Raw genomic sequence first — 14589 nt, forward strand, 5'->3', positions numbered from 1 at the left:
GAGTCAAAGTCCCCCCAGTCAGCCGCTGGCTGACAGCTCCCCCAGCGGGGGAGCATCTCTGTAAGTCACGGGAGCAGCTATGAAACTCGGCATCCTGGAGACCGGCGCGCCGCCGGAGGAGATCCGCGGCCGGTACGGCAGCTATCCGTCAATGTTCCGGCGGCTGTTCGGCGAGAGCGCCTACGACTACGCGGTGTTCGACGTGGCGGCCGGCGAGATGCCGGCGGGCGTGGACGCGTGCGGGGCGTACCTGGTCACCGGTTCGTCGGCGGGCGCGTACGACCCCGAACCCTGGATCGCGCCGCTGGAGGACTTCCTGCGCGCCGCCAAGGGCCAAGCGCCGCTGGTCGGGATCTGCTTCGGCCACCAGATCATGGCTCAGGCCTTCGGCGGCAAGGTGGTCAAGTCGCCGAACGGCTGGGGACTGGGGCTGCAGCGCTACCGGATGGGCGCCGCGCGCGGCTGGATGGACAGCCCCGAGCCGATCGCCGTGCCGGGGTCGCACCAGGACCAGGTTGTCGAAGCGCCGCCCGGCGCCAAGGTGATCGGCGGCAACGACTTCTGTCCGGTGGGGATGCTGGACTACGGCGAAGACCGGGCGATCTCGCTGCAGCTTCATCCCGAGTTCGAACCCGACTACGCCAAGGCGCTGATCGAGACCCGGCGCGGGACGCGGCTGACGCTAGAAGAGGCCGACCGCGCGGTGATGAGCTACGAGCAGCCCGACGACCGCCTGCGGGTCGGCGCCTGGCTGCAGCGGTTCATCGAGATGGCGTAGGCGCCGCGTCAGCCAGGCGAGGGACCTGTCATCTCCTCTCCCCCAAGGGGGCGAGGGAACGGCGCCGTGCTATGTCCAGCTGACCATCGGCGGCATCGAGGACAGGATGGTGTCGATGTTGCCGCCGGCTTTCAGGCCGAACATGGTGCCGCGGTCGTAGAGCAGGTTGAACTCGACGTAGCGGCCGCGGCGGACCAGCTGTTCGTGGCGGTCGGCCTCGGTCCAGGGTTCGTCCATGCGGTGGCGCACGATCTTCGGGTAGACGTCGAGGAACGCGTCGCCGACCGCGCGGGTGAAGGCGAAGTCCTTTTCGAAGTCGCCGCTGTTGTGGCGGTCGTAGAAGATGCCGCCGACGCCGCGCGTCTCCTTGCGGTGCGGTAGGTAGAAGTACTCGTCGCACCAGGCCTTGTACTTGCCGTACCACTCAGGATCGAAGGGATCGCAGGCGGCCTGCATGGCGGCGTGGAACAGCACCGCGTCGTCGGCCTCCTGGCTGCGCTGGACGTCGAGCATCGGCGTCAGGTCGGCGCCGCCGCCGAACCAGCTCTCGGCCGTCGACAGGAAGCGGGTGTTCATGTGCACGGTCGGCACGCGCGGCGAGCGCGGGTGCACGATCAGGCTGATGCTGGCCGAGACGTAGGTCGGGTCCTTGTCGGCGCCCGGCATCTGGGCGGCCATCTCGGGCGAGAAGCGGGCCAGGGCCGCAGAGGTGTGGACCCCGGCCTTTTCGAACAGCCGGCCCTTGAGGTGGCCGCCGATCCCGCCGCCGGTCCCCGTCTCACGCGTCCAGGGGCGAGCTTCGAACTGACCGGGCTCGCCAGGATAGAGATCGGCCGGGGCTTCCTCTTCCAGGCGCTCGAGCTCGGCGAAGATCCGGGTCTGCAGGCTTTCGAACCATTCCTTGGCGCGGTCGCGCCGGGCTTCGATCTCGGGAGAAATGTTGGTCATCGCGTACCGCAGTTAGGAAATTTGCACGGGCTTAGGAAATTGATCGGTCTGCCGCAACGCCTCGGAAAGGCCGATGGCGGCCGAGACCGTGACGTTGAGCGAGCGCCGACCGGGCGTCAGCGGGATGAAGACGCGGGCGTCGGCGGAGTCGTGAACATCGTCAGGAACGCCGAGGCTCTCGCGGCCGAACAACAGGATGTCGTCGGGCTGGAACGCGAAATCATGCAATGGCTGCGCGGCCTTAGTGGAGAACAGCACTATGCGAGCGGCCCCCTTGGCGGCCTGAAAATCGCTCCATCCGGCATGGCGCACGACATCGGCGGGCTCGCCGTAATCCATCGCCGCACGGCGGATGGCCTTGTCGGAAAGCGGGAAACCACAAGGCTCTATGACGTGTACGGGCACCCCCATACAGGCCCCGAGGCGAAGAGCCGCGCCAAGGTTTTGCGGAATGTCCGGTTGAAAAAGCGCGAGCAGCATTCTAAGCGGTCCAGCCACGGGATTAGCCGGGGCCAGGGGCGAATCACGGAAGGGCGGGGTGCGAGATGCAATCCGACTGTCTTCCGCGGGTTTGCCCGGCGCCAGCGTTCAGTTCCGGTGGCCCTTACCAGAACCGCTGGCAGGGGTCGAAGGCGGGATCACTCCGGAATTATCCGTAGTGGTCTGACGGGCCGCGGGCACGCGGCCGCAAACGAAGGGTAGCTTTAAGGTGGCCGACACCGTCGCGGGCGCAAATCCCGATACGCATGCCGCGGGCGACGACCCGAACCGGCGTGATTTTATTCATATTGCGGCGGCGGCTGCGGCCGGCGGCGCTGTCGCGGGCCTCGCCTGGCCGTTCATCGACCAGATGAACCCGTCCGGCGATACGCTGGCGCTGGCGTCGGTCGAATTCGACCTGACCAAGGTCGAGGAAGGCCAGCAGGTCACCATCAAGTGGCGCGGCAAGCCGCTGTTCATTCGCAATCGGACTGGCGCGGAGATCGCCAAGGCCATTGGCGATGACAGCGCGAGCATGCCCGATCCGCAGAAGGACGAAGATCGTCACAAGCCGGGCAAGGCCCAATGGCTCGTGCTGGTCGGCACCTGCACGCACCTCGGCTGCGTGCCGACGTTCGGCGGCGGCGACTACGGCGGCTGGTTCTGCCCGTGTCACGGTTCGCACTACGACGTCTCGGGCCGCATCCGTAAGGGGCCGGCGCCGAAGAACCTGGCGGTGCCCGACTACACCTTCCTTTCCGACACCAAGGTCAAGGTGGGCTGACCCAGATGAGCGGACATTCCAATTACGAACCGAAGACCGGCATCGAGCGTTGGCTCGACACCCGTCTGCCTGTCGTGCGCCTGGCGTACGACTCGATGATCGACTTCCCGACCCCGAAGAACCTGAACTACTGGTGGACCTTCGGCGGCATCCTGGCGGTCTGCCTCGGCATCCAGCTGGTCACCGGCATCGTGCTGGCCATGCACTACGTGCCGCACGTCGACCATGCCTTCGCCTCGGTCGAGCGCATCATGCGTGACGTCAACTACGGTTGGCTGATCCGCTACATGCACGCCAACGGCGCCTCGATGTTCTTCATCGCGGTCTACATCCACATGTTCCGCGGGCTGTACTACGGCTCGTACAAGGCTCCGCGCGAAGTGCTGTGGATCCTGGGCTGCGTGATCTACCTGCTGATGATGGCCACCGCCTTCATGGGCTACGTGCTGCCCTGGGGTCAGATGTCCTTCCACGGCGCCGTCGTGATCACCAACCTGTTCGGCGCGCTGCCGGTCGTGGGCGAAGCGATCACCACCTGGCTGTGGGGCGGCTTCGCGGTCGACAACCCGACCCTGAACCGCTTCTTCTCGCTGCACTTCCTGCTGCCGTTCATGATCGCGGGCGTCGTTGGCCTGCACATCTGGGCGCTGCACGTCCCGGGCAACAACAACCCGACCGGCGTGAACGTGAAGTCGAAGGAAGACACCGTTCCCTTCCACCCGTACTACACGGTGAAGGACGGCTTCGCGATCGTGGTGTTCCTGATCCTGTTCGCGACCTTCGTGTTCTACAACCCGAACGCCCTGGGCCACGCCGACAACTACATTCCCGGCAACCCGCTGGTGACCCCGGCGCACATCGTTCCGGAATGGTACTTCCTGCCGTTCTACGCGATCCTGCGCGCGGTTCCCGACAAGCTGGGCGGCGTGATCCTGATGTTCGGCGCCATCGCGGTGCTGTTCGTCCTACCCTGGCTCGACACCTCCAAGGTGCGCTCGATGCGCTACCGGCCGACGGCGAAGCTGTACTTCTTCATCTTCCTGCTGGCCTGCCTGGTGCTCGGCTACTGCGGTGGTCAGCTGCCGGACAACCACGTGATCCCGGGTCTGTCGACCTTCAAGCTGTTCGACGCCGACCTGAACTCGATGGTGTGGCTGTCGCGGGTCGCGACCCTCTACTACTTCGCCTACTTCATGGTCATCCTGCCGATCCTGGGCCTCACCGAGACCCCGCTTCCGCTGCCGGAATCGATCAGTGAACCTGTGCTTTCGCATCCCGCCAACGCGCCGGCCGGCGCCGCGGCTTCGCCTGAAAAGAGGGGTTAAGCCTCAGATGCTGCGTAAAGGTATCGCGCTCGCGGCGCTTGGCTTGGCCATTCTCGCGGCTCCGGCGGCTCAGGCCGCCGGTGGCGCCCTGCCGCCCAAGCACGTTGAATTCAGCTTCGAAGGTCCGTTCGGCAAGTTCGACCAGGCCGAGCTGCAACGGGGCTACAAGGTCTATCGGGAGGTCTGCTCGGCCTGCCACTCGATGAACCTGATGTACTTCCGGAACCTCGGCCAGAAGGGCGGGCCGTTCTACGATCCGAAGTACAAGAACCCGAACGACAACCCGTACGTTAAGGCGATCGCCAAGGACTATCAGATCAAGGACATCGACTCGGAAACGGGTGATGTGATCGATCGTCCGGGCACGTCGGCCGACAAGTTCCCGTCGCCCTTCCCGAACGAAGCGGCGGCGCGGGCCTCGAACGGCGGGGCCTTCCCGCCGGACCTGTCGGTGATGGCCAAGGCGCGTCACCACGGGCCGCAGTACATCTACTCGCTGCTCACCGGCTACAAGAACCCGCCCGCGGGTCTGAAGGTCGGCACCGGCCAGCACTACAACCCGTACATGAACGGCGACGTGTCGGCCGCGTGGTCGGGCCCGCACGACAAGGTTCCGCCCGGCGGCTTCATCGCCATGGCCCCGCCGCTGGCGGCCGGCCAGGTGACGTTCGACGACGGCACCAAGTCGACGCTGGACCAGCAAGCCAAGGACGTTGCGGCTTTCATCGCCTGGGCTTCCGAGCCCAAGATGGAAGAGCGCAAGGCCTTCGGCATGGCCGCGATGATCTACCTCTTCATCTTCGCGGGTCTGCTGTACGCCAGCTACCGCAAGATCTGGAAGAACGTCGCCCACTAGGGCGAGCCGCCTCCAGCGAGATACGAGAAGGCCCCGGAGCGATCCGGGGCCTTTTTCATTGCGCCTGCCTTGCTTGACTCTCGGACGCCCGAAAACCAACGATATCCCAAATGGTTGGCGGAGGTCCGCGATGGGTACCGGGTTCACGACTGCGGCGCTCGCCGGGTTAGGGCTGTCGCTCACCAGTGTCTCCTTCGAGGCGCCGATCTCGCCGCAGGTCCTGGCCGCGCTCGATCCGACGCTGACGGCCTCGTCGATCTGCGGAAGCCCGAAGGCGGGCGGGGCGCTGACCCGCAGCCTGCTGCTCGTCCAGGCGGTCGCCGCGCCGGCCAGCCAGGTCGGGCCGATCCCGCTCTATGACGACCTGACGACCTCGCCGTTCCCGCTGACCACGGCCAGTCCGCAGGCCAAGCGCTACTTCAGCCAGGGCCTGCTGCTGGCCTATGGCTTCAACCATGCTGGGGCGGTGCGGTCCTTCCGCGAGGCCCAGCGGCTCGATCCGACCTGCGCGATGTGCTGGTGGGGCGAGGCGGTGGCGCTGGGGCCGAACATCAACGCGCCGATGGACGAGCGCGACCGCGAGGCGGCGCTGGCCGCCATGGACAGGGCCATGGCCTTGCGCGAGCGCGCCTCGCCGATGGAGCGGGCGCTGATCGAGGCGGTGGCCCAGCGTTACTCGCGAGATCCGAAGGCCGATCGCGCAGCGTTGGACGGCGCCTATGCCGACGCCATGCTGGAGGTCGCCCGCCGCTTCCCGGCCGACGACGACGTGGCGGTGCTGGCGGCCGAGGCGGTGATGGACACCTCGCCCTGGAACTACTGGGAGCCGGACAAGAAGACGCCGGTCGGGCGCAGCGGCGATGCGGTGGCGCTGGTCGAGACCGTGATCGCGCGCAATCCGGGCCACGTGCAGGCCGGGCACCTCTACATCCACCTGCTGGAGGCCGCGGACGCCCAGCGGGCCGAGGCCGCCGCCGACCGGTTGGGAAATCCGACCGCGCCGAGCGCCGGGCACCTGGTGCACATGCCTTCGCACATCTACCAGGCGCGCGGCCGCTATACGGACTCGATGCGGGTGAACGTGGCGGCGGCGCGGGCCGACGAGGCCTACATCCGCAGCGCCGGAGACCACAGCCTGGTGCGCTACGGCTACTATCCGCACAACGTCCACTTCATCGTCACCTCGGCGCAGCTGGCCGGCGACATGGACACCGCGATCGGCGAGGCCGAGCGCCTGCGCGCGCTGATGGGTGTTGAGACCTCGGCGAAGATCGGCTGGGTGCAGATCATCGACGCCGCGCCCTATCTGGCGATGGCCCAGTTCGCGGCGCCTGAGGCGATCATGGCCATGCCGGCGCCCGACGTGCGGCTGCCCTACGCCACGGCGATGCGCCACTATGCGCGGGCCGTCGCCTACGCCCAGCAGCGCGACAAGGCCGGCTTCGACCGCGAGCTCGCGGCGATGGACGCCCTGGTCAAGGCCGACGCCTTCGCGGACCTGACCGCGCAGCTGGTGCCGGCCGTGGACCTGGTGGGCATGGCGCAGGAGGTGGCGCGCGGGCGCCTTGCGACCGCCGAGCGCCGCTATGACGAGGCGGCCGGCCACTACCGCAAGGCCATCGCCATCGAGGGGCGCATTCCCTACACCGAGCCGCCGTACTGGTACTATCCGGTCCACCAGTCGCTGGGCGCGGCGCTGTTCCTGGCGGGCAAGCCGGCGGAGGCCAGCGAGGCGTTCCGCGCCGCTCTGGCGCAGACGCCGCGCAACGGCTGGGCGCTGTACGGCTTGTCGCGCAGCGAGGAGGCGCAGGGCCGCAAGGCCGACGCGCAGGCCGCGCGGCAAGCCTTCGTGCGGTCCTGGGCGGGCCGGCCGGAGTGGCTGGCGATGGAGCGTCTGTAGCGGCCTAGCCGGCGGGGGCGAGCAGCAGCTTGCCGGCCGGGAAGTCGAAGCGCAGCCGCCAGCGGGCGAGCAAGGGCGCGCCGATGACGCCGTCGGCCTGGGTGTCGGCCAGAGCGCCGGGCAGGTTTTCGAACAGGGTCCCGGCGAAGGACGCGGCGCGCAGCTGCGCGCGGGTGTCGCCATAGGGCAGCAGGTCCTGCGGCTTGGCCGCGCCGGGGACCGAGGCGAGGCGCTGGGAGACGCGTACGGCGGCGTCCGAGCCGGTGGCGATCACGAAGTCGCCGCCCACGGCCCTGGGACCGTCGGAGACGGCGGCGTGGGCGGTGGCGACGCCGCCGGCGACCCGCAGCGGCAGGACGCTGACCTTGCTGCGTACGCGCGGCGCCTGGGCGCGCGGATAGATGGCGACCCGGCAGGGCGCGAAGCTGACCTCGACCACGTAGGCCGACAGCAGGTCGGCGCCGATCACGCCGGCGATCGGGGTGGGAAAGGCGTAGGTGCGCGCATCGAGGTCGGCGATCACGAAGGGCCGGTCGGGCAGGGTGAGGCCGGCGATGCGGACCGGGCCGCGCTGGTCGGGGTCTACCAGTCCGGCGCCCTGGGCCTTGGTCTCGTGCAGCTGGGTGAGCGGCGAGCCGGTGTCGAGGATGTAGTCGCCGGCCAGGCCGTCGATGGAGGCCGGGGCGACGATCACACCCTGCTCGAACCAGCAGGCGGTCTCGCCGGCATGGGCGGCGAGCGGGAGGGCGGCGGCGGCGAGGGCCAGGGCGACCGGCTTCATGGGATCCGTGAGGCGAGAGAGCGCCGGGGCGCTTGGCGGCCCCTTCGCGGGCAGCATAGCGGCGATTGCAGCGCTCGGCGACGGGCAGCGTGGGACCATGCACGGCCGCGGGGCGATTGGGTCTTACCCCTGCCGCATCGATCGCCTAAGTCCAGTCCATGAGCTTCATCAAGCCCTGGCGAGACTTCCGGCGGATGCAGGACGTGGCGGTCGGCGCGGCGGTGCTGATCTATGCCGGGGCGGTCGTGAACGCCTTTCGCGTGCTGCCGGGCGGCGCCGATCTGATCGCCCAGCGCACGCTGATCTGGCCGGCCATGTTCCTGTTCGTCTCGCTGGTCGGGCCGCTGGCGGTGCCGCCGCTGAAGCGCGGGCTGGCGCGCTATGTGTGGCTGAGCTTCCAGGCCGGGTTCGGCCAGACGGCGATCTCGGTGCTGACCGGGGTCGGACTGCTCGCGGGTGCGGCGCTGTTCATCTACTGGCAGGTCTGGGCGGTCGGCCATGGCGGCCGGTATCCCGCCGGAGTGTTCTCGGGCTATGCCGCCGGGATCGGCATCCTCGCCGCGCAGGCGGTGCTTGTCCGAGCCCTGGAGACGGTGCCCGAGGTGCGCAAGCAGATCGAAGAGCGCGAGCCCTAGCCCGCGGCGGCCGGATGGTCGATGTCGAGATGCAGCCGCAGGGTCGGCAGGCCGAACTCGTCTTCTTCCTCGCCGACGACCACGAAGCCCAGTTTTTCCAGGATCCGCCAGGAGGCGAGGTTGGCGGGGTCGATGGTGGCGTCGACCGCGTCAGGCGTGCAGGCGGCCAGCAGCGCCCTGGCGGCCTCGGTGGCGTAGCCCCGGCCCCAGTAGGCGCGGGCGAAGCCGTAGATCAGTTCCAGGCGATTGGGGTGCGGCGTCGGGATCAGGCCGACCCAGCCGATCAGGGCGTCGCTGTCGCGCAGGACGACGGCCCGGCTGCCGACCTCGCTGATCTTCAGGCTGGCGGCGGCGTTGTTGATCCAGAGCGCGGTGGCCGCCCGGCTCAGCGGCACGCCGTCGCCGACGTGGGCCATGACCTGCGGATCGGCAGCGATCGCGCAGAGGGCGTCGAGGTCGCTCGCCGCCAGCGGCCGGAGCCGCAGTCTCGTGGTTTCGAGGATCACGCCGAACTTCGCCCCCCGCCGTTGTTGGAGAACAGCGCCAGGGTCCGCAGGCGGGCGAGCCGGGCGCTGTCGGCGTCGTAGTCGGCGCGGCGGTCGGAAACGAACCCGTGGCCGGCCGGATAGAGATGGATCGGGATATCGGGATGGCGCTGGCCGATCTCCTCGACCCGCTCTGGCGGGATCGAGGCGTCGGTCTTGCCGAAGTGCAGGATGATCGGGACCGTGGGGGTCTCGTCCTTCAGTTCGCTGATCCGGCGGCCGTAGAAGCTGGCGGCGGCCGACAGGCCCGTGCAGCGACAGGCGGCCAGCCAGGTCGCCGCGCCGCCCCAGCAGAAGCCGGTCACGAAGACCGGGGCCTTGAGCGCGTCGATGGCGGCCTGGGCGTCGCCGGCGACCTGGTCCCAGGGCGTGGCCTGCGAGTACTCGACGCCCTTGGCGATCGCCGCCTGGCCGTAGTCGGCCTGGAAGCCGCGCTCGAGGCGGTCGTAGAACGATGGGGCGATGGTCTCGTAGCCGTCGGCGGCGAAGGCGTCGGCCAGCTCCCGGATGTGCTCGGTGACCCCGAAGATCTCCTGGATCAGCAGCAGGCCGCCGCGGCGCGCGTCGGTCGGCTTGGCGTGATAGGCGCCGAGCTCGAAGCCGTCGAAGGCGCTCTGGAGGGTGATCTGCTCGCCCATGCTCACGCGTTCTCGAACAGCTCGCGGGTGCGGGCGCGGGCGAGGTCGGCGGCCTCTTCGTTGTAGCGCTCGGGGCTCTCGTTGTTGAAGCCGTGGCCGGCGCCTTCGTAGATGTAGACCGGGACGTCGGGGTTGTGTTCGTGCACGGCCTTCTCGACCTCGTCGGCCGGGATCCCAGGATCGGTGTGGCCAAGGTGGACGATGGTCGGGCAAAGCGGCCGGAGTGCGGCGTTAGCCTGCACAAGGCTGCCATAATAGCTGGCGGCGGCGGCGATCCCCTCGACCTTGGCGGCGCTCAGCCAGGTCAGCGAGCCGCCATAGCAGTAGCCGACGACGAACACCTTGCCGCGGGGGGCCAGGAAGTCGCGGCAGGCGCCGATGTCGCTGAGCGCCTGCTCCAGGGGCGTGGCGCGCGCATGGGCGACGCCGGCGGTCAGGCCCTCGGGGTCATGGGCGGCGGTGAAGTGACGCTCTCGGCGGTCGTAGAGCGAGGGGGCGATGGCCTCGTAGCCGGCCTTGGCCCAGCGTTCGACGTCGGCGCGGATGTGCCGGTCGATGCCGAAGATTTCCTGAAGCACGATGACCCCGCCCTTGCGCGGGGTGAAGGCCTGCTCGTGGTAGGCCGAAAAATCGAAGCCGTCCGCGCCCCGGAGGGTGATGGTCTCGCCCATGCGTTTCTCCCGTCTTGTTAGACGCGAGCTAAGCAGAGAACCTCAGCTGGGGGGAGGGCGATGGGGTGAAAAGTTCCTCCCCTTTTTGGGGGAGGTGGATCGATGCGGAGCATCGAGACGGAGGGGGACTGCTCTCGAAGAGCTTGAGTCAAAGTCCCCCTCAGTCAGCTCCGCTGACAGCTCCCCCAGAGGGGGAGCATCAAAGCGGCCTTAGACGTTGAAGCGGAAGTTCAGCACGTCGCCGTCCTTGACGACGTACTCCTTGCCTTCCTGGCGGAACTTGCCGGCTTCGCGCGCGCCGGCTTCGCCCTTGAGGCTCACATAGTCCTCGTAGGCGATGGTTTCGGCGCGGATGAAGCCCTTCTCGAAGTCGGTGTGGATCACGCCGGCCGCCTGCGGGGCGGTGTCGCCCTTGTGGATCGTCCAGGCGCGGGCTTCCTTGGGGCCCACCGTGAAGTAGGTCTGCAGGCCGAGCAGGTGATAGGCCTCGCGGATCAGCTTGTTGAGGCCCGGCTCGGTCAGGCCGAGGGTCTCCAGGAACTCGGTGCGCTCGGCTTCGTCGAGCATGGCGATCTCGCTCTCGATCTGGGCCGAGATCACGACGTGGTCGGCGCCGTCGCGCTTGGCGCGTTCGGCCACCTGGTTGGACAGGTCGTTGCCGGTGGCGGCCGACGCTTCATCGACGTTGGAGACGTAGAGCGCGGGCTTAGAGGTCAGCAGCTGCAGCATCCGCCAGGCCTTGTCGTCCTCGGCCGACACGACGGCCTTGCGGGCCGGGCGGCCCGCGTTGAGCTCGGTCAGGGCGAGCTGGACCAGCCGCAGGGTCTGGGCGCTTTCCTTGTCGCCGGTCTTGGCGCGCTTCTCGAGGTTGGCGACGCGCTTTTCCAGGCTCTCGAGGTCGGCGAGCATCAGCTCGGTCTCGATGGTCTCGAGGTCGGCCAGCGGGTCGATCTTGCCCTCGACGTGGGTGATGTCGTCGTCGATGAAGCACCGGGCGACGAAGGCCACGGCGTCACAGTCGCGGATGTTGGCCAGGAACTGGTTGCCCAGGCCTTCGCCCTTGGACGCGCCGCGCACCAGGCCGGCGATGTCGACGAAGTTCATCCGCGCCGGAATGATCTCCTTGGACGGGATGATCGCAGCCAGGGCATTCAGGCGCGGCTCGGGCACGGCCACGTCGCCGGTGTTCGGCTCGATGGTGCAGAACGGATAGTTGGCGGCCTGGGCCGCAGCCGTCTGGGTGAGCGCGTTGAAGAGGGTCGACTTGCCGACGTTGGGCAGGCCGACGATCGCGACTTTGAGAGCCATGGGGAGAGCTGTTCCTGAAATTCGAGCCGGCGACCTAGCACGTTAGGCCGATTGGCCCAAGGGGCGGGGGCGACTCCACAAGATCCTCCCCCTCAGGGGGAGGTAGATCGACGCCAAGCGTCGAGACGGAGAAGGGAGTCAAAGTCCCCCTCAGTCAGCCATTCGGCTGACAGGTCCCCCAAGGGGGGAGCATCTTGATGCACTAGGCTCGGCCGCGCGGCACGTCGCCCTTGTCGGCGGGGGCCAGGCGCATGACTTCGGTCTGGTATTTCTCGTCCTCGCCCTCGGCGAGCAGGGGTGCGGCGTCGGCCACGGCGCGAAGCAGCGCCTCGACCCAGCCCTGGTCGACCTTGTGGAAGTCGGAGAGCACGTGGCCCTGGACGCGGTCCTTGTGGCCCGGATGGCCGACGCCGAGGCGGGCGCGGCGGAAATCAGGGCCGATGTGGGCGGTGAGCGAGCGCACGCCGTTGTTGCCGGCCGCGCCGCCGCCCAGCTTCATGCGGAAGCGGCCAGGGGCCATGTCGATCTCGTCGTAGAACAGCACGAGGTCGGCAGGCTTGAGCTTGTAGAACTTCAGCGCCTCGGACACGGAGCGACCGCTCTCGTTGTAGAAGGTCTGAGGCTTGAGGATCAGGGTGCGGACCGCGCCGCCGGGGGTTTCGATCTCACCCTCGCGGACGAGGGCGGAGAAACGGGAGCGTTCGGGACCGAAGCGCCAGCGGCGCGCAATCTCGTCAACGGCCATGAAGCCGATGTTGTGCCGGTTGCCCGCATAGCGGGCTCCCGGGTTGCCCTGGCCGGCCAGGATGAGCATGCGTTGCTCCCCAAGCCGGCCGATAGGGGCTTAGGCTTCGGCTTCGCCGGCGGCTTCTTCAGCGGCTTCCGACGCCGAGGCCGACGAACCGGCCACGGTGGCCACGACGAAGTCGCGGTCCATGGCGGCTTCGACGCCCTTGGGCAGGGTGAAGGCCGAGATGCGGATGGTGTCGCCGATGTCCAGACCGGTCAGGTCGAAGACCAGCTCTTCCGGGATGGCGTCGGCATGGCACTGCAGTTCGACGTCGTGACGCACCACGTTCAGCGTGCCGCCCTTCTTCAGGCCCGGCGAGGCTTCGTGATTCTTGAAGTGCACCGGCACGGCGATCTTGATCGTCTGGTGCGCGTCGACGCGGAAGAGGTCGAAGTGGATCGGCTCGTCGGTCACCGGGTGCATGTCGACGACCTTGGCGATCACCGGCTGGGTTTCCGAGCCGTGCTTCAGGGTCACCAGGTGACCGAGCAGCTTGCCGGTGTAGAGCGCCTTGCGGAACTCGTTCGACTTGACGGTGATCGCCACGGGATCCTTGTCGCCGCCGTACAGCACGCCGGGGACCAGACCCTCGCGGCGGGCGGCGCGCGCGCCACCGGTTCCAATGCGCTCGCGCAGTTCAACGTTCAGGATGATATCGGCCATGGCCTCGCCTCAAAACGAAGCCGCCGCGCGAAGACCCGCGCGGCGACGGAACGACCCGTAAGGGCCGAAAGGTGCGCGTAGATACACAAAACCCCCGCCCGTGGCAACGGGCAGGGGGAAGGATTTCTAACCCTTCTTCGCCGGCTTCTTCGCCGCAGGCTTCTTGGCCGGAGTCGGCTTGTAGCTGGCGTTCTCGCGAACGGTCGGCACGAAGCGCGGTTCGAACGGCTCGGGCTGGCCCGAGGCTTTGATGACGCAGCGGGCGGTGTCCATCATCCCGTGCTGGCCCAGGCAGAAGACGTCCTCGTAGTGCGGCTTGGCGACGGCCAGGCACTGATAGAGGTTGAGCTTGGCCATGTTGGCGCAGGAGGTGACGTTCGGCTCGACCATGATGGCGTTGAGCGTGGCGACGTTCGGCTCGCTGGCCTGGCCGAGCACCGCCAGGGCCGCGACGGCGAGGCTGCGAATCACCACCGGGGTGAACGGCGGGGTCACGGCGGTCCCGGTCACGCCGAGCGGCTGGGCGCCGCTGATCGCCTGCTGCAAGCGGGTGGTCTGGGTGATGTCGCCGACCGCCGGGGTCGAGCCGAGCAGCTTGGCCTGGGACAGGCGCGCGTCGCGGCCGACCACGTCGCTCTTGGACCAGGACTGCTTCTGCACGTCGTAGGCGGCCTGCTTCACGGTCTTGCCGGCCTGGTAGAACTTGTTCCCGTCATCGCCGAGCGCGGCGATCACCACACCGGCGCCGCTGGCCGCGCCGGGCAGGCCGACCACGTAGGCCGGGTCCTTCATGATCTCGTAGGCGATCTGTTGGCGCTGGGCGGCGGTGCCCGAGTACTGCTTGACCCCGGCGACAAAGGTCGGGTCCTGCAGGGCGACGATCGCGCCGTAAGCGATGGCCCCTTTCAGGAACTGCTTGGGTTCATAGGAGGAGGCGACCTTCAGGCCCTCGGCGACCATCTGGCCGTCGACGAAGGCCGGCGAGATCGCAGCGGCCTTGTCCACGTAGTAGCGGTAGGCGGAGGCCTGCTCGACGATGCTCGGCGCCAGGCTCACGGCCGGCGCGGGCGGCTCCACCGGCTTAGGCGGCGGAGGCTCGGCGCAGGAGGCCAGAATTGTGGCGAATGCGATTGCGACGGCCGTCAGGCCCGCGCGAGAAGCCGAAATCATCCAGAGCCTTCCCCAAGAAATAAGGCGTGGGAGCCTAGCCCCTCCAGCAGGCGAGAATGTGACCGCCAGCGGTTAACGAGGCTTAACCAAAGCCGGCTTCAGGCGGGGTCTGACGCATTTGTGACCCGCCCCGCCGCGGCCGTTTCGGCGAGCATAGAGCGGGGCCGGCAGGCGGTCGTCACCGCATCGGGGCCGGGCGTCGTTTGGCCGCGGACGCGCGCGGGAACCTGGGAGGCGGGGCTGGGGGGGGGGGGGGGGGGGGGGGGGGGGGGGGGGGGGGGGGGGGGGGGGGGGGGGGGGGGGGGGGGGGGGGGGGG

The 14589-nt window shown here is 68.5% G+C and carries 16 protein-coding genes; 6 read left to right on the forward strand and 10 right to left on the reverse strand.

The features are described from left to right. Positions 1-79 precede the first annotated feature (79 nt). Positions 80-778, forward strand: coding sequence for a glutamine amidotransferase-related protein (locus AC1Q87_RS21590; RefSeq protein WP_492610885.1), 699 nt, complete (start codon positions 80-82; stop codon positions 776-778). A 69-nt stretch (positions 779-847) separates the two neighbouring features. On the opposite strand, the gene hemF is transcribed toward AC1Q87_RS21590, so the two are convergent. Both hemF and AC1Q87_RS21600 read right to left on the reverse strand, forming a co-directional pair. Beyond that, the gene (gene hemF, locus AC1Q87_RS21595) at positions 848-1726 is read right to left on the reverse strand and encodes an oxygen-dependent coproporphyrinogen oxidase (protein WP_492610886.1); all 879 of its coding nucleotides are present in this window, start codon (positions 1724-1726) and stop codon (positions 848-850) included. 12 nt (positions 1727-1738) lie between these two features. Beyond that, complete coding sequence (locus AC1Q87_RS21600; protein ID WP_492610887.1) at positions 1739-2206, reverse strand: tRNA (cytidine(34)-2'-O)-methyltransferase; 468 nt, start codon at positions 2204-2206, stop codon at positions 1739-1741. Positions 2207-2435: 229 nt separating this feature from the next. Here AC1Q87_RS21600 and petA point away from each other — a divergent pair, with 229 nt between their 5' ends. The 4 genes from petA (at position 2436) to AC1Q87_RS21620 (ending at position 7071) form a co-directional block, all read left to right on the forward strand. After that, a complete protein-coding gene (petA, locus tag AC1Q87_RS21605) occupies positions 2436-2990 on the forward strand; it encodes a ubiquinol-cytochrome c reductase iron-sulfur subunit (protein WP_436062692.1) in 555 nt (184 codons plus the stop codon). 5 nt (positions 2991-2995) lie between these two features. Beyond that, entirely contained in the window at positions 2996-4315 is a 1320-nt protein-coding gene (locus AC1Q87_RS21610; RefSeq protein WP_436062691.1) for a cytochrome b, read from the forward strand. Positions 4316-4322: 7 nt separating this feature from the next. Next, a complete protein-coding gene (locus tag AC1Q87_RS21615) occupies positions 4323-5171 on the forward strand; it encodes a cytochrome c1 (protein ID WP_492610888.1) in 849 nt (282 codons plus the stop codon). A 130-nt stretch (positions 5172-5301) separates the two neighbouring features. Beyond that, the gene (locus tag AC1Q87_RS21620) at positions 5302-7071 is read left to right on the forward strand and encodes a hypothetical protein (protein ID WP_492610889.1); all 1770 of its coding nucleotides are present in this window, start codon (positions 5302-5304) and stop codon (positions 7069-7071) included. Between the two features lie 4 nt (positions 7072-7075). Here AC1Q87_RS21620 and AC1Q87_RS21625 read toward each other — a convergent pair whose 3' ends face one another. Beyond that, positions 7076-7852 (reverse strand): pepsin/retropepsin-like aspartic protease family protein, encoded by a 777-nt coding sequence (locus tag AC1Q87_RS21625; protein ID WP_492610890.1) that lies wholly within the window; start codon positions 7850-7852, stop codon positions 7076-7078. Positions 7853-8010: 158 nt separating this feature from the next. Here AC1Q87_RS21625 and AC1Q87_RS21630 point away from each other — a divergent pair, with 158 nt between their 5' ends. Continuing rightward, positions 8011-8487, forward strand: a complete 477-nt coding sequence (locus AC1Q87_RS21630; RefSeq protein ID WP_492610891.1) for a hypothetical protein — start codon at positions 8011-8013, stop codon at positions 8485-8487. Here AC1Q87_RS21630 and AC1Q87_RS21635 read toward each other — a convergent pair. The 7 genes from AC1Q87_RS21635 to AC1Q87_RS21665 form a co-directional block, all read right to left on the reverse strand. Next, on the reverse strand, positions 8484-8993 hold the full coding sequence (locus AC1Q87_RS21635; RefSeq protein WP_492610892.1) for a GNAT family N-acetyltransferase: 510 nt from the start codon (positions 8991-8993) through the stop codon (positions 8484-8486). The genes AC1Q87_RS21630 and AC1Q87_RS21635 overlap by 4 nt on opposite strands. After that, positions 8990-9670 (reverse strand): dienelactone hydrolase family protein, encoded by a 681-nt coding sequence (locus AC1Q87_RS21640; RefSeq protein ID WP_492610893.1) that lies wholly within the window; start codon positions 9668-9670, stop codon positions 8990-8992. Before AC1Q87_RS21640 ends, AC1Q87_RS21635 begins: the two co-directional genes overlap by 4 nt. A gap of 2 nt (positions 9671-9672) precedes the next feature. Then, positions 9673-10341 carry a dienelactone hydrolase family protein gene (locus tag AC1Q87_RS21645; RefSeq protein WP_492610894.1) on the reverse strand — a complete coding sequence of 223 codons (669 nt, stop codon included), beginning with the start codon at positions 10339-10341 and terminating at the stop codon, positions 9673-9675. A 210-nt stretch (positions 10342-10551) separates the two neighbouring features. Then, positions 10552-11649 (reverse strand): redox-regulated ATPase YchF, encoded by a 1098-nt coding sequence (gene ychF, locus AC1Q87_RS21650; protein WP_492610895.1) that lies wholly within the window; start codon positions 11647-11649, stop codon positions 10552-10554. Positions 11650-11851: 202 nt separating this feature from the next. Continuing rightward, positions 11852-12463: an aminoacyl-tRNA hydrolase gene (gene pth / locus AC1Q87_RS21655; RefSeq protein WP_492610896.1), complete on the reverse strand. Its 612-nt coding sequence runs from the start codon at positions 12461-12463 to the stop codon at positions 11852-11854. A 30-nt stretch (positions 12464-12493) separates the two neighbouring features. Beyond that, on the reverse strand, positions 12494-13102 hold the full coding sequence (locus tag AC1Q87_RS21660; protein WP_492610897.1) for a 50S ribosomal protein L25/general stress protein Ctc: 609 nt from the start codon (positions 13100-13102) through the stop codon (positions 12494-12496). A gap of 126 nt (positions 13103-13228) precedes the next feature. Further along, the gene (locus tag AC1Q87_RS21665) at positions 13229-14158 is read right to left on the reverse strand and encodes a hypothetical protein (protein WP_492610898.1); all 930 of its coding nucleotides are present in this window, start codon (positions 14156-14158) and stop codon (positions 13229-13231) included. Positions 14159-14589 lie beyond the last annotated feature (431 nt).

Source organism: Phenylobacterium sp. GW823-FHT02A09, from assembly GCF_058797775.1.

Excerpts from the sequence above, each read along its gene's own strand:
- AC1Q87_RS21590 (WP_492610885.1), top strand. The coding sequence starts at position 80 with ATGAAACTCGGCATCCTGGAGACCGGCGCGCCGCCGGAGGAGATCCGC.
- hemF (WP_492610886.1), bottom strand. The coding sequence starts at position 1,726 with ATGACCAACATTTCTCCCGAGATCGAAGCCCGGCGCGACCGCGCCAAG.
- AC1Q87_RS21600 (WP_492610887.1), bottom strand. The coding sequence starts at position 2,206 with ATGCTGCTCGCGCTTTTTCAACCGGACATTCCGCAAAACCTTGGCGCG.
- AC1Q87_RS21610 (WP_436062691.1), top strand. The coding sequence starts at position 2,996 with ATGAGCGGACATTCCAATTACGAACCGAAGACCGGCATCGAGCGTTGG.
- AC1Q87_RS21615 (WP_492610888.1), top strand. The coding sequence starts at position 4,323 with ATGCTGCGTAAAGGTATCGCGCTCGCGGCGCTTGGCTTGGCCATTCTC.
- AC1Q87_RS21620 (WP_492610889.1), top strand. The coding sequence starts at position 5,302 with ATGGGTACCGGGTTCACGACTGCGGCGCTCGCCGGGTTAGGGCTGTCG.
- AC1Q87_RS21625 (WP_492610890.1), bottom strand. The coding sequence starts at position 7,852 with ATGAAGCCGGTCGCCCTGGCCCTCGCCGCCGCCGCCCTCCCGCTCGCC.
- AC1Q87_RS21630 (WP_492610891.1), top strand. The coding sequence starts at position 8,011 with ATGAGCTTCATCAAGCCCTGGCGAGACTTCCGGCGGATGCAGGACGTG.
- AC1Q87_RS21640 (WP_492610893.1), bottom strand. The coding sequence starts at position 9,670 with ATGGGCGAGCAGATCACCCTCCAGAGCGCCTTCGACGGCTTCGAGCTC.
- AC1Q87_RS21645 (WP_492610894.1), bottom strand. The coding sequence starts at position 10,341 with ATGGGCGAGACCATCACCCTCCGGGGCGCGGACGGCTTCGATTTTTCG.
- ychF (WP_492610895.1), bottom strand. The coding sequence starts at position 11,649 with ATGGCTCTCAAAGTCGCGATCGTCGGCCTGCCCAACGTCGGCAAGTCG.
- pth (WP_492610896.1), bottom strand. The coding sequence starts at position 12,463 with ATGCTCATCCTGGCCGGCCAGGGCAACCCGGGAGCCCGCTATGCGGGC.
- AC1Q87_RS21660 (WP_492610897.1), bottom strand. The coding sequence starts at position 13,102 with ATGGCCGATATCATCCTGAACGTTGAACTGCGCGAGCGCATTGGAACC.